Source organism: Vibrio sp. 10N.247.310.23 (assembly GCF_041467155.1).
Lineage (GTDB): Bacteria > Pseudomonadota > Gammaproteobacteria > Enterobacterales > Vibrionaceae > Vibrio > Vibrio crassostreae_C.
Window position 1 is genome coordinate 156527 of sequence record NZ_JBFSTZ010000007.1, and the last position, 14106, is coordinate 170632.

12 protein-coding genes are annotated in these 14106 nt (G+C 45.0%); 7 read left to right on the plus strand and 5 right to left on the minus strand.

Annotated elements, in window-relative coordinates; all coding sequences use genetic code 11:
- The first annotated feature begins 114 nt into the window (after positions 1 to 114).
- Entirely contained in the window at positions 115 to 1740 is a 1626-nt protein-coding gene (gene aceB, locus AB6D93_RS07755) for a malate synthase A (RefSeq protein WP_102332263.1), read from the plus strand.
- Positions 1741 to 1843: 103 nt separating this feature from the next.
- Complete coding sequence (locus AB6D93_RS07760; protein ID WP_008220964.1) at positions 1844 to 2284, plus strand: heme-binding protein; 441 nt, start codon at positions 1844 to 1846, stop codon at positions 2282 to 2284.
- 99 nt (positions 2285 to 2383) lie between these two features.
- On the opposite strand, the gene AB6D93_RS07765 is transcribed toward AB6D93_RS07760, so the two are convergent.
- A complete protein-coding gene (locus AB6D93_RS07765) occupies positions 2384 to 2866 on the minus strand; it encodes a MarR family winged helix-turn-helix transcriptional regulator (protein ID WP_102332264.1) in 483 nt (160 codons plus the stop codon).
- Between the two features lie 123 nt (positions 2867 to 2989).
- Here AB6D93_RS07765 and AB6D93_RS07770 point away from each other — a divergent pair, with 123 nt between their 5' ends.
- Both AB6D93_RS07770 and AB6D93_RS07775 read left to right on the plus strand, forming a co-directional pair.
- A complete protein-coding gene (locus tag AB6D93_RS07770; protein ID WP_102332265.1) occupies positions 2990 to 3883 on the plus strand; it encodes a DMT family transporter in 894 nt (297 codons plus the stop codon).
- A 332-nt stretch (positions 3884 to 4215) separates the two neighbouring features.
- Positions 4216 to 5130, plus strand: a complete 915-nt coding sequence (locus AB6D93_RS07775; protein ID WP_102332266.1) for a DMT family transporter — start codon at positions 4216 to 4218, stop codon at positions 5128 to 5130.
- 108 nt (positions 5131 to 5238) lie between these two features.
- Here the strand turns inward: AB6D93_RS07775 and AB6D93_RS07780 are convergent, their stop codons facing one another.
- From AB6D93_RS07780 to AB6D93_RS07790, 3 genes are read right to left on the minus strand one after another with little or no spacing between them, the layout of a single operon-like run.
- Complete coding sequence (locus AB6D93_RS07780) at positions 5239 to 6420, minus strand: MFS transporter (protein WP_102332267.1); 1182 nt, start codon at positions 6418 to 6420, stop codon at positions 5239 to 5241.
- Positions 6410 to 7585: a phosphotransferase gene (locus AB6D93_RS07785; protein WP_102332268.1), complete on the minus strand. Its 1176-nt coding sequence runs from the start codon at positions 7583 to 7585 to the stop codon at positions 6410 to 6412. The genes AB6D93_RS07780 and AB6D93_RS07785 overlap by 11 nt, the downstream gene beginning before the upstream one ends.
- Before the next feature lie 11 nt (positions 7586 to 7596).
- Positions 7597 to 7881, minus strand: a complete 285-nt coding sequence (locus AB6D93_RS07790; RefSeq protein WP_102332269.1) for a GNAT family N-acetyltransferase — start codon at positions 7879 to 7881, stop codon at positions 7597 to 7599.
- A 272-nt stretch (positions 7882 to 8153) separates the two neighbouring features.
- Here AB6D93_RS07790 and AB6D93_RS07795 point away from each other — a divergent pair, with 272 nt between their 5' ends.
- Positions 8154 to 8900, plus strand: coding sequence for a flagellar brake protein (locus tag AB6D93_RS07795; RefSeq protein ID WP_017065025.1), 747 nt, complete (start codon positions 8154 to 8156; stop codon positions 8898 to 8900).
- A gap of 192 nt (positions 8901 to 9092) precedes the next feature.
- Here the strand turns inward: AB6D93_RS07795 and AB6D93_RS07800 are convergent, their stop codons facing one another.
- On the minus strand, positions 9093 to 11453 hold the full coding sequence (locus tag AB6D93_RS07800) for a Lon protease family protein (protein ID WP_017061577.1): 2361 nt from the start codon (positions 11451 to 11453) through the stop codon (positions 9093 to 9095).
- A gap of 240 nt (positions 11454 to 11693) precedes the next feature.
- On the opposite strand from AB6D93_RS07800, the gene AB6D93_RS07805 reads away from it, so the two are divergent.
- Positions 11694 to 12188, plus strand: coding sequence for a hypothetical protein (locus tag AB6D93_RS07805; protein ID WP_029235272.1), 495 nt, complete (start codon positions 11694 to 11696; stop codon positions 12186 to 12188).
- Between the two features lie 12 nt (positions 12189 to 12200).
- Positions 12201 to 13829 carry an ABC transporter ATP-binding protein gene (locus AB6D93_RS07810; RefSeq protein WP_102332270.1) on the plus strand — a complete coding sequence of 543 codons (1629 nt, stop codon included), beginning with the start codon at positions 12201 to 12203 and terminating at the stop codon, positions 13827 to 13829.
- Positions 13830 to 14106 lie beyond the last annotated feature (277 nt).

Genomic DNA, 14106 nt, shown 5'->3' on the forward strand with positions numbered 1-14106 from the left:
TGATAAATAAATGTTAAATACCGTTTGCTTGTTTACAATTTCTACCATATAAATATCCTTAAAAAGAGAATTTTGTATACAAAATGACATCGTATTGTGTAAAGGAGACAAGCAATTATGAATGACGTGAAAGAGAGAAAAGATGTGCTGTGTATGCAGGTACTTGGGAAGATGGACAACTCCGAGTACAAAGAGATCTTGTCTAAAGATGCATTAAAGTTCTTAGAAGCTCTCGTCAATAAGTTTGGAGATCGCCGTCATACCCTGCTAAGTGACCGCGACGTAAAACAAGCTCAATATGACGAGGGTGAGTTACCCAATTTCAGAAAGGACACCATTTCCATTCGCCAGAATAAAGAATGGAAAGTGGCAACACCGCCGCCAGAGCTGCTTGATCGCCGCGTAGAGATCACCGGGCCTATCGAACGAAAAATGGTGATCAACGCGCTAAACTCAGGCGCGAAAGTCTTCATGTGCTGCTTTGAAGATGCGTCTTCTCCTACTTGGGCCAATATGGTCGAAGGGCAAATCAACCTAAGAGACGCCAACCTTGGCACCATTAGCTACTTCGATGAGAAGAAGCAGAAGAGTTACCAATTAAACGACGATCCTGCACTGCTGATCGCACGCCCACGAGGGATCCACCTTCCTGAGCAATCCATCCAATTCAACAATCAGCCTATCGGCGGTTGCTTGATGGACTTCGCCTTGTACTTTTTCCATAACTATCAATCACGAGCACAACAAGGTTTAGGGGTTTACTACTACATTCCCAAGCTAGAAAGCATGGAAGAAGCACAGTGGTGGGACGATATTTTCAGCTTCACCGAAAACTATTTCCACGTACCCAAAGGCACCATTCGTGCGACGGTTTTGATTGAGACGCTTCCAGCCGTATTCCAAATGGAAGAGATCTTGTACGCAATGCGTGATCATATCGTGGCAATGAACTGTGGCCGTTGGGATTACATCTTCAGCTACATCAAAACGCTGAAAAACCATAAAGACCGCATCCTGCCTGACCGCCACGGGATCGGCATGGATCAAGAGTTTCTAAATGCCTATAGCCAACTGTTGGTGCGTACTTGTCATGCTCGCGGCGCACTGGCGATGGGTGGTATGTCGGCCTTTATTCCAGCGAAAGATCCGCAAGAAATGGCGCGTGTAACCGCCAAGGTTATCGAAGATAAGCAAAGAGAATCTCAGAACGGACACGACGGCACATGGGTCGCGCACCCTGCACTGGTTGATTTGGCAATGTCGATCTTTGATAAGCACTTAGATGGCAAAGTAAACCAAATGGATTTTCAAAGCCCGGAGCATGTGATCAATGCAGACTCGTTGCTAAAACCTTGTGAAGGCAGCCGCGACGAAGCCGGCGTGCGCAAGAATATCCGTATTGCGCTGTATTACATCGAAGCTTGGATTCAAGGCTACGGCTGTGTACCTATCTACGGCCTTATGGAAGATGCCGCCACCGCAGAGATCTCAAGAGCCAATATTTGGCAATGGATCCACCACGGCGTCACGCTTGATGACGGCCAAACCTTTACCAAACAATTGTTCCACTCTTGGCTTTACCAGGAGTTAGACACGATAAAACATGAAGTCGGTGACTCGCGCTATGCAGCAGGTCGATTTGAAGAGACAGCTGATCTTTTCTATCAACTTTCTACAGCCGAAGAGTTCGCTGCCTTCCTAACTTTACCCAGCTATGGGCTATTACAAGAGTCCAGTTAGGACTCTTGTACCGAGCTGAATCAGTCAATGATATTCACAAACAAGAGTAATGATTGGCTGGCTGAGCTTGGTACGTATGCCCCTTGAAAAACTAGGAGATAACATGGGAAGTTTGACTCTACAACAAGCGTTAACCATCATCGATGGAACCTTAAAAGCAGGAAACAAAATCCACACAGAACCTTTGACGGTCGCCGTCTTAGACAGCGGTGGCAAGCTGATTTCTCTGCAACGTCAAGACGGCTCTAGCATGATGCGACCAGACATCGCGATCGCTAAAGCGTGGGGGGCACTCGCACTGGGTTGTTCCTCTAGAAAACTCGCCCAAGATGCTGACAACCGACCAGCATTCATCTCCGCCGTAAACGTGCTCGCACACGGAAACATGGTGCCAGTTCCAGGGGGGCTACTGATTCGAGATAAGGATAAAACGGTACTTGGTGCGATTGGGGTCAGCGGTGACATCTCAGACATCGACGAAAGTTGCGCCATCAACGGCATTGGTTGTGCAGAACTGTTCAGTGACGAGATGCTGCAAGCTTAACTCGCCAATTCGCTGTACTTGAAGTTCTTAAACAAGCACAAAAAAACCGAAGCGATTAAGCTTCGGTTTTTTATTGAATCTAAAGGAAGATCAGAAAAACTACTCGTACGCGCTCAACCATGTTTTCAGAAGTTGGTTGGTGTTCTTCTTCTGACTCACAGACAATGATTTAACCAGTTTTTTCTGCATTTCGACATGTTCAGTCATCATTTGGTCAATCAGAATAAGACCATCTTTAGTTAACTGGACACTCACGCTGCGTCTGTCTTCTTTGCTGTGTTCACGACTGATCAGCCCTTTGGCTTCTAGCTTATCAAGGCGATTGGTCATCGCGCCAGATGTCAGCATCATGGATCCAATCAGTTCAGATGGCGTCAGTCGGTAAGGCTTCCCAGAACGTCGCAACGTCGCCAGCACATCAAACTCCCCCAGCTTCATGTCGTATTTCTTATGAAGCTCGGCAACTTGTGTCTCCATATACTTGGCAATACGCATAATCCGACCCATCATTGCCATAGGCTCAGTTTCTAGTTCGGGCTTTTCCTTTGCCCATTGCTCTACTACGCGGTCGATAGCATCCATTTGCAATCTCGCTCCGTTGTTAGTCTGATTACTTCAAACTAGTTTAACATAAAGATACTTTACAACCACTAGTTCTCAGTATACAGTTCACACAATAGTTATCTTAACGTAAAGATATTTCAGATGAACATATTATTAGCAATGATCCCCGCGTTCTTTTGGGGAACAACCTATGCAGTGACGCAATTTACGCTACAGGAGTGGCCACCATTATTATTAGGTGCTTTGCGTGCGTTACCTGCTGGTTTGTTATTGCTAGCAGTAAAGCCGACACTGCCTAAAAACGGCGAGTGGCAGATCATTTTCACATTGGGTCTTATCAATATTGCGACCTTCTTTGGCCTGATCTTCGTGATGGCACTAACGCTGCCTTCAGCGATTTCTGGCGTGGGTATGATCTCTGTGCCTGTGTTCGCGATGATCTTCCATTGGGTAGTGAAAAAGCAGCGCCCGCATTTGATTCAAGCCCTGTCTGGTATTGGCTTGATCACCTTAGCGTGGATATTGTTTAACCCAAGCCAAATCGCTTTGAATCCAATCGGTTTAGGTGCCATGTTCGCCGCAATCATGTGTATTGTCATCGGCAGCAGTATTACCAAATCACTGGGTAATCGCATGCACTGGTGGAAGGTATTAACGTGGCAGCTGATTCTAGGCGGTGCGCTTTTGTCTGTCGCGTCTGGCGTTCATGCGTTCATCGACCCGCAACCTTATGTTAATGCTGTCACTCATTTCGAATCTCGCAATGCAATGGGTCTATTGTGGGTAATTGGGCTAAATACTGCGCTTGGTTACGGCATGTATGTATGGTTACTACAACGTATGTCGGTGGTTGATTTCACCTTCGGTGGCATCGCTAACCCAGTGGCTGGCATCGTTACGGGGATGGTGTTGATGGGTGAATCCTTTACTCCAGTACAGTATTCACTGATGACAGGCATGATCGTGATGTCACTGCTACCGCAACTTATTCTGGCAGTAAGACAGTCCAAACAAGTTAAGCCTGTTACGCAGTAGACGCAGCCTCTTAAACGTATTGTTCAAAAACGCGCCTCATTAAGGGCGCGTTTTTTGTTGCTACGCTAACAGCAATAACCCAACAGCCATACTCGTTGAGTTGACCATTCCTTAAGTTAAATTAAACCTCACAAAGAACAATGACTTTACTTTAACTATCTAAAGCGAATTTATTTTCTATAAAATAATCATACTAGAGATTTAATTTCCACAAAAAACTCAAATTAGAGATAAAAAGACAAAAACTTTCTCCGACGACCTACTTATACTGTGCCACGTCGTTAAGGCGCCACAAGCTTATGATTTAAAATAATTATTAATGAGTAGTCACCATGAATTCGAAGTCTCTAACTATCTTGCTTTTTGTCTCTGTTTGCTTAATTTGGGGAACCACTTGGTTCGCTATGGAAGTAGCATTGCATTCTATCCCACCTATTTTTGCTACTGCGTTACGCTTTTTACTTGCAGCACCTCTGCTTGCGGTATTAGCGAAAGTCTTCAACCAACCACTGCTGTTCCCTAAAGGTAAGCGCCAATGGCTGCTTATTGTTGCGCTGATGTATTTCGCGATTCCGTTTACGTTGATGATCTATGGCGAGCAATACATCTCTTCAGGTTTAGCGTCGATCATCTTCGCCAACATGCCTGTGGTTGTGATGCTGATGTCTGGCTTATTCTTAGGTCTACGACTGGCGAAGCACCAGATATTCGGTTTGATTACTGCTGTTGTGAGCCTATGTTTAATCCTTGGCAACGAAATGCAGATGGGTGGCGATGACTACCTAATTGGCACGGTTTGCTTAGGCCTTGCTGTTGCGATTCACGCAGTTATGTATGTGCTGGTTCAAAAGCACTGCAAAGGTATTGAAGTACTGACCTACAACGCCGTACCGAGCCTGATTGCTGCTTTATTCTTATTCGCTGTTTCAGCTGTAGGTGAAAACGTGAATGTTGAATCCTTCACTGAGGATTCAATCTCAGCCGTGGTTTACCTAGGCTTTGTCGCGAGTGTTGGCGGCATTGTTGCTTACTTTAAATTAGGTCAGGTTTCGACACCTTTCCAAGCGTCTATCTGCTTCCTAATCTTCCCAGTGGTTGCGCTGCTGATCTCTTGCTACATCAATGGTGAGGTTCTATCTGAACAGTCACTTGTAATGATGATTCCTCTACTTTGCGGCATCTTACTGACCAAAGCACCAAAGGGAATCTTCAAGCTGCGTACCGAATTAAAAACCGTAAGAAACTGATCCGCGTGAAACCTATTTTGCGGATTAGATATACATATCCCACATAAACAAAAAGCTCCAATATCACTATTGGAGCTTTTTGCTTATTTCATAATATCGAGACCAACATTAGCGCCAGCTAAACATTCGCACTTCATTGCCTTCTTCAGGTGTCTTAGGAATGTTTAAAGACAACGCCAAAGAAACCACGGCCATCACTGCACCAATATAGAAAACCGTTGCAGGAGAAGACAACCAAATCACACCAAACACCACTGGAATAACGACCGCTGCAATATGATTGATGGTAAAAGAGACACCAGCGGTTGATGCCATGTCAGCCGGATCTGCAATTTTCTGAAAGTAAGTTTTGATCGCTAGTGCCAATGCAAAGAACAAATGATCGACCACGTAAAGTGCTGCCGCCCACTCTGCGCTTTGCACCAAACCATAACCGACAAACACACCAATCAAGCCAACATACTCGAAAATCAGCGCCTTACGCTCACCCACCACACCAATAAATCGACCAATACGTTTTGCGAACAAGAAGTTAAATAGGTAGTTGATTAAGAACAATAGCGTTATGTCAGCTGCCGAGTAACCGAATTTCTCTACCATCAGAAAGCCTGCAAACACGGTGAAGATTTGTCTTCTCGCACCGCTCATAAACGTTAGCGCGTAGTAGAGCCAGTAACGCTTCCGCAGTACCAACTTCTTATTCTGTGGCGTCTTGGTTTGAAACTCAGGGAAGCCAAAGGTCATCACCAAAACTAAAACAAAACCAATTCCGCCAGTGATGCCATACACCCAAGCAAAGTCGAGTTTGAGTTGCTCTAACATCACCCAAATAGAGCCATAAGTGATTAAAGATGCCAACGCGCCAACGGAGATCATTTTACCCAGCATCTCGGGCGCTTCTTCTTTACTCAACCACTGCAGTGACAGAGACTGCTTCAGCGTTTCAAAATAGTGAAAGCCCGTCGACATTAAAATGGTAGTCAGCAACAATCCAGTGAGTGAGGGGAACAGACCCGTAATCGCGGTGCCTACAGTGAGCATCGCCAGCGATATCAACATGAAGCGTTGCTCACGAATGAATGCCAACACAAACACTACGGTAAACGCTAAGAAACCCGGGATCTCACGCACACTTTGCAGCAAGCCAATATCCGCACCATCAAAGTTCGCCTTCTCAATCACGAAGTTATTAAGCAGAGCCATCCAGCTCGAAAACGCGATCGGTACAACAATCGAAATCAGTAATAAAAAGTTTTGCGGCGTTTTCCAGCTCGCGGTTCTATCGAACATTGACGGACTCCTGTTCGTCTAATTGAGTGAGCACTCGTAAGGTCAACTGCTCAGTATAAGGGTTAATCTTCCAATGCTCTGGGCTCCAGCCTTTTACGAAACGTTGGAAATCGGCCCACGCCACGTAAAACATTGGTCGCCATGCTGCTTCTACCTCATCAAATGAAAGGTGTGGCTGATAGTACGCCAATGCCTCTTTCAAGTAGTGGAAGTAAGCATCTAGTACTTCTGATTCAAGCTCTGCGCAATCTTGTGGCCTAATCGCGCTGCTCATGAACAAGGCGACGTCTTTCATCGCACAGCCGTAACCCACATATTGGAAATCGACCGCAGCTGCTCGCTCGCTTTCAGAATCAAAACAAAAATTGGCGAGCTTGGCATCGCCATGGACTAAGGTTTGATATGGACACTCTTTGAGTAAACGGTCGATGTGCTTGGCTTGATTCTTCAATGGTAAATCAGCCAAGGCATTGAGCTCATCAGGACGTGTATCTAGATGCCAATAAGTACCGACTTGCCACAATGATGACAACTGCTCTTGATTGATATTGATATGCTTTGCGTGAAAGTTAGCGAGCCATTTAAGACAAGCATCGCGTTGTTTTTGCTCTTCTAGTGTGTAACCAGACGCCAGTTCAGGCTGAGCCTTTTTGGTTGCCAGATCGTCAGAAACAGCAAGCACATCAAACTGAGAAACCAACGGAAAGCCGATGTCGGCTAAGTCTTGCATCACTATCAGCCACTCATTCTCTTCTAGTTCACATTGCAGCCCAACAGGTACAGGGCAGCGCTCGTCCCATTGTTGGGTGAATGACTGATACCAAGCTGTTTCCACTTGGTAAGAGTGTACCTTTCGTTGGTGAGAGAGTTTGGTATTCCAACCCTTTGGGTGTTCAGCTTTATCTGGCAACGCGACATGTTTAACAATCACACTCTTGAGTTCCGCACTGCTTTCTTGAGAAAAGACTAAGCGAACTAACTCGCCATATCCACCCCATAGGCGTTGAATCACTTGGACATCAAACCCTTCATGACAACCCAGCGAGGTCGCTATTTTTTGATAAAGCTCATTTTGATAAAACTCTTGTTGATAAAGCTCTGGCTGATTTTGACTTGAACCCGCTTCAGGTTGAGCTCGATTATTCGACGATATTGATTGAGACATATTACTCGTTGTTATGCTTTATCGGATAGAAGGTGTGACCACTGTGGCTGCCTATTCATGTAGTGAACCACATAGCTACAAACCGGCACAATTTTGAAGCCCGCTTGTTCAATTTCAGGCAATACCGACGCCATCATCACCTTCCCAAAGCCCTTGCCTTGCAGTTCATCAGGAATGCGTGTCGACGTGATATGTAGTACATCTCCGTCCTTTTGATACTTAACGACCGCGAACTGGTTGGGTTCTAACTCTACCGTGATCTGGTTCACTTCTTGATCCCATTTTACTGCCTGCATTCTCAACTCCTGCAAATAATGGATACGACAAACAATTAAAGTTTGAAGTATGAATTCCTTGTAATAGACTAACGCAAGTGCATATAAATAAAACTAAGTACTTACAATCAAAGAAAATATTATTATAGCGTGTGGTTATAAATAAAATTCAAACCAATTAAAAGCACTCTGTAAATTGCGTTAGTACACCTACTAAATCTAGCACGTAATAACCCCTTGTTAGCAAGTTATCAATATCTAACAGACGCATGTTGGCGCATGGAGAACATATAATGAACGCACCCCTGAAGAAGCCTTTGGAGCATAATCAGGCACTTCAAGACCCTCGTAATCGCACCGTTTCCACTATCAATAGCACTGATGCACTGGCCATGATTGAGCACGGCAGTGAGCTGACATTAAATGTCTCGACTCCCGTTGGCACGAAGTTTCTCGCCACCACCAAGTTTATCGGTACGCACAGTGATAACTGTATTGTGGTTGAGGTTCCCGAGGTATCCAATGAAGATCTGAACTTTTTCTTTCAAGAAGGTTTTTGGATGACCGCTCGTGCGTATTCTCTACGAGGTGAAGGCGCGCTTATCCACTTTAGAAGCCAAATTCACCATAAGATTGGTGAACCCTTCCCTATTCTTGTACTTTCAACACCAAGCACGATGCAAGTGACTCAGCTGCGTAAAGAAACACGCTATGAAGTGAATCTGGCTTCAAGAATCATCTTCAACGACCAGCGAGCAAACTGTGAGATAAGAGACTTATCGAAAAGTGGTTGTCGTTTCGTTACCTCACCAACCTCTCGTGCGATTCAGATTGCCGATCGCGTGTCTATTGAGATAACCCCTGAGAACTACAACGGACCACTGATTCCGCCATTGCGAGGCATCGTCTGCAATCTACAGAAATCGACACACTACGCTCGATACGGTGTCGAATTTGATGATATTGGCCGAGCTAACGCCAAACACTTGTTGGCAAAACTGAAGTTCGATGGCACCAAGCTTTGCTTACGAAATGGGTAACGCCTTTTAACACGCGACTTTCACCGAATACAGCAAGCTGACCAAATACAAATAGCTCACTGGTAAACCAAATCGTAACCAACAAAAAAGCCATCGACTCTAGAATCGATGGCTTTTGCGTTTGAGCTGTTTATCTGTTTGTTTATCTATCTATTTAGCTTAGCTATTAAACTGTGTATCTAGATATTCAAACTATTTGCGCAGTGCGTTCAGTTTAGCTTGGGCGATACCAAATATAGTATCAATTGGATAACTACCCTCATCACTCGCCTCACCTGCGGCTTTGCCTGTGAACAGTTCAATCGCTTCTGTTACATGGTCAATCGCCCAGATATTAAACTCGCCCTTTTCAACCGCTTTCACAATATCGCTACGCAGCATCAGGTTGTGAACATTTGAACGCGGGATGATCACCCCTTGTTCGTTTGAACGCCCTTTGATTTCACACACATCAAAGAAACCTTCAATTTTCTCGTTCACACCACCAATAGGCTGAGACTCACCAAACTGGTTCATCGAGCCTGTAATCGCGATGTCTTGACGGTTTGGCTGCTTAGAGAACGCTGATACAACCGCACAGAACTCGGCCATACTCGCACTGTCACCATCGACGCCACCATACGATTGCTCGAAGGTGATGTTAGTGGTGAGCGGGACTTTGGCTGTCTTACCAAATACGGAAGAAAGGTAAGCCGACAAGATCATCACGCCTTTTGAGTGAATACTGCCACCTAGGTCTACGTTTCTTTCGATATCAATCACTTCACCATCACCGTAAGCGGTGGTTGCCGTGATTCGGTTCGGCGCACCAAACATATGATCCGTCGTGCTGAGTACAGACAGCGCATTCACTTGCCCAACCGCTTGACCATCAACATGGATTAGCGTTGTGCCGTTAGTGAAGGTTTCCATCACGCTGTCTTGCAGTCGTCCGACACGCATCTGTTGGTTAGATAACGCTTGGTCAACGTGCGTTGCACGAATCAGGTTCGATTTTGAGCCTCTCGCCACGTAGTTTGATTCACGAAGCAGATTAGCAATGTGAGCAGAGTGCAGAGACAATTTACCTTGGTCACCCGCCTGACGAGAGCTGTGCTCAATGATGCGAGCGATCGCTTTACGGTCACAATGCAGCATGTTGTTGTCGTGCACGATGCTCGAAATAAAGCGCGCGTAATGCATTTCAGAATCGGGAGTACGCTTCATCTCATCTTCAAAATCGGCCGTTACACGGAACAGTTCACCAAACTCTGCATCGTAGTGTTGCAGCAGTTGGTAAGTTCGGTAATCGCCAAACAGGATGATCTTAACATCCAATGGAATCGGTTCTGGATCAAGCGATACCGCCCCCGTTAAGGTCACCTCTTTTTCTAATGAAGTGAAGCTCAATTGACGTGAACGCAGTGCTCGTTTCAAGCCTTCCCAAACGTACGGCTGCTCAAGTACCTTCACCGCATCCATCAGTAATACGCCACCGTTGGCTCTGTGTAAGCTACCTGCGCGAATCAATGAGAAGTCAGTAAAGACAGTACCCTTGAACGTCGCCGTTTCTACATAGCCAAACAGAGAGTGATAATTTGGATTCTCTTCCACCACGATCGGCAGAGTCTCCTCCTTTTGGCTCACAATCACATTAACCTTGTAGCGACGCGGCATTTTCTTATCCAAAGAGGCCGTTGCAACTTCTGCTTGCTCCGTGCTCTCTTCTAAGAAGATGTCAGCGTTGTCGACAATGTCTTTACGCAGTGCCGTTAGGTACTTTTTGATGTCTGGATATTGGCTGTAATCCTTCTTCAATTGCTTGATGAAGTGCGTGATCACATCTCGCGCCGTATCATCATTAAGCTTTTGAATTTTCTCAGTGTACGTCTCTTCAAGTTCCGTCAGTTCACGAGAGATGGTTCGTAGGCCGACTTCCAATCCATCAATGGTTTTATCGAATTGATCTTGCTCTTCCGGCGAAAGCAGATCAAAGCTCTCTTCGGTATGAAGATCATCGCCATTCATTGCCACAAACTGGTAATCACCCTGAGTGGTGATCGTCAGGTTAATGCCCTTGTCTTTCGCTTCTTGGCTAATGCTTTCTAACGCGGCTTGTTGCTTAGCTGCTAATTGGTTTTTAAGCCTGTCAGCACGGCTAAAGTACATCTCGTTATCAAACGCTAGAGGCATACCTTTCAGCAGTTTACGCATCAATTTTTCAATATCTTGCTTTAAGCTGCTGCCAACGCCACGCGGCAATTTCAGTACCTTAGGTGTACGAATATCTTCAAAGTTCGCGATATAACACCAATCAAAAAGCTCCTGCACTTCTTGAGGGTGACGGTTCAGATAGCGCAAGATCATGGTGCGTTTACCCAGACCATTTCGCCCTATCGCATAAATGTTGTAACCCTTTTCCTTGATTGACATCGCGAACTCAACGGCTTTTTGTGCCCGTTCCTGCCCGACGATTTCGTCAATTGGAGCCAGTTCTTTGGTCGACTTACATGGTAGCTTGTCTAAATCCGCCACCTGATACAGCTGTTCTGTATTGAGTCTTTGCATCGCCATCGCCGCCTCCTTAGTCCTTCATTACTTGGGTGTAGATAAAATCAGTGTAGATGTAATTTCCTACAAATTTAGTGACTTACGCTACACAGCTGTTCAACTGAACAAATAACACACAATTTAAGCCATTTTTAGGAATAGCTCGTTATTTAATTCACCAACTTAACATGTGAATGATTTTAATTTGCAATTGATAATAAATATCATTAACATTTTCGGATATTATAAATTGAGGATGTGGATATGGAAATTGAACGATGCTGGATGCACTACCTAAAAGCTGAACAGTTAATGGAACAAGGTCACTGGCCTGAAGCACAGCGCCTGTATGGTGATGTTCTAACCTCACTTCCTCATCACATCCAAGATGCAGCATACCAAAGCGATATTAAACCTTGCCAATTTGCCTGCCTGCTTGCCGGGTTGAGAGACGCAAGTGTCGCTCAATCAGAGATACTCAACCGATTAGGTCAGCACCAACAAGCCTTCGATACCTTGAATCAATCTTACGCTCTGATGCAATTTATCTCTCTGGAGAACACTGAGCTGATTCAACGTACCTTTGGGTTATTGGAAAAGCAGAGCGAAGATTTGCTCAATCACCTGATCGCTTTTTGCAGCGCTCAGCGCAGTTCGCATTGGATGCTCGAACTAGAACAAATTCAACGTGCTCATCACCATTTTGGGCAACTTAAAACAACGTCAGAAGTTCAATCTTCACCTAATGTCTTAAATTGATAAGGATATATCATGTCGGACCGGGCCATTCTTAAAGTCAATAACCTCTCCGTTAGCTTCACAACCAATGATGGAATCATTGATGCGGTAAAAAAGGTTAACTTTACCCTTAAATCCAGCGAAACCTTGGCCATTGTTGGTGAATCAGGTTCAGGTAAATCAGTCTCTTCTAACGCACTCATGCGTTTGCTCCCTGATAACGCCATCATTGATGCTCAATCTGAAATAGAATTTGAGGGGCAATCAATACTTGGCAAGACTGAACGAGAAATGCAGTCGATTCGTGGCGATAGAATCGGCATGATCTTTCAGGAACCGATGACCTCTCTCAACCCATACCTTCGCGTGGGCACACAAGTGGAAGAAGCCATTATGTGTCACCGCAATGTATCGAAATCAAAAGCAAAACAGCGTGTGCTAGAGCTCTTCAATCTTGTGCATTTACCAATGCCAGAACAAGCTTACAACAAGTATCCGCATGAGTTTTCAGGCGGTCAGTTGCAGCGCATCATGATTGCGATGGCTTTGATCAACGAGCCCGATATTTTGATTGCCGACGAACCCACCACCGCATTGGATGTGACCGTACAAGCGGAAGTGCTTTCTCTTATCAAAGAAATCCAAAACAAAATGGGCATGGCAATTTTGTTCATCACCCATGACTTAGGTGTGGTGAAACACTTTGCAGACCGCGTGCTAGTGATGTGTAAAGGTGAGCTCGTAGAAGAAGGGATGACTCAATCTTTGTTCGATAGTCCTAAACATGATTACACAAGAATGCTCATTAACTCGATTCCGAAAGGCGCTAAGGTTCCTGTTGAGGCGACAGCCCCAGAACTATTGTGTGCTGACGACATCCGAGTTCAGTTCTTGGTGAAATCACACTTTATCAAGAGTAAAAGCCAGTACTTCGAAGCCGTAAAAGGCATTTCGTTGAATCTTAAGCAAGGCGAAACGCTAGGCATTGTTGGTGAATCTGGTTCAGGTAAATCAACCCTTGGACGTGCATTAATCGGCTTGCTGCCGAGTACCGGACGTATTGTTTACAAAGGCCAAGACGTTAGCTTATTAAATGATAAAGAGCGTCACAAGCTCAAGAAAGATGTCCAAATGGTGTTCCAAGATCCTTATGGTTCTTTATCACCACGCATGACAGTTGGGGAAATCATCACCGAAGGCTTAACGGTGCATCAACCTCATCTATCCAAGCAAGAACGTTTAGAAAGAGCGCGCAAAGCATTGATTGAAGTTCGCTTAGAGCCGAATTCAATAAACCGTTATCCACATGAGTTCTCTGGCGGGCAAAGACAACGTATCGCGATTGCTCGCGCACTGATTCTAGAGCCCTCTTTCATTTTGCTGGATGAACCGACTTCAGCACTCGATCGCTCAGTACAACTGACCGTGATTGACCTGCTGAAAGACATTCAAGCCAAGCACAATATCGGCTTCCTGTTCATCAGCCACGATCTCTCGGTAGTGAAAGCACTGTCGGATCGCGTACTGGTGATGCAGAAGGGCGAAGTAATGGAAGAAGGGTCTGCAGAAGAGATTTTCAATGCGCCGAAAAACAACTACACCAAGAAATTAATCGCTGCGTCATTCGACTTAGAAGATAAATCGAAAAAAAATGCCGCATAAAGGGAACTAATCAACATTAACAGCGTCTTATAATTACATTCTGAATAATCTCCTAATGGATTGAAATCTAGAATGGATATAGCAAAACTGGTTTGGCCGCCAAAAGAGAAATGTCGCATGGATGCGACATTTTTCGTTTCTGGCGTATATGAAAAATCAACTCAGTGATTCGCGCCAGTGATTATGAAGGTTTGCTAAAATTAACGGACTTTAAACAGAGTTCGCTGGTAGTCGTCGTAGTCGAAGAGCGGCTTAGTTCAACTCGTTTTTGGACAAA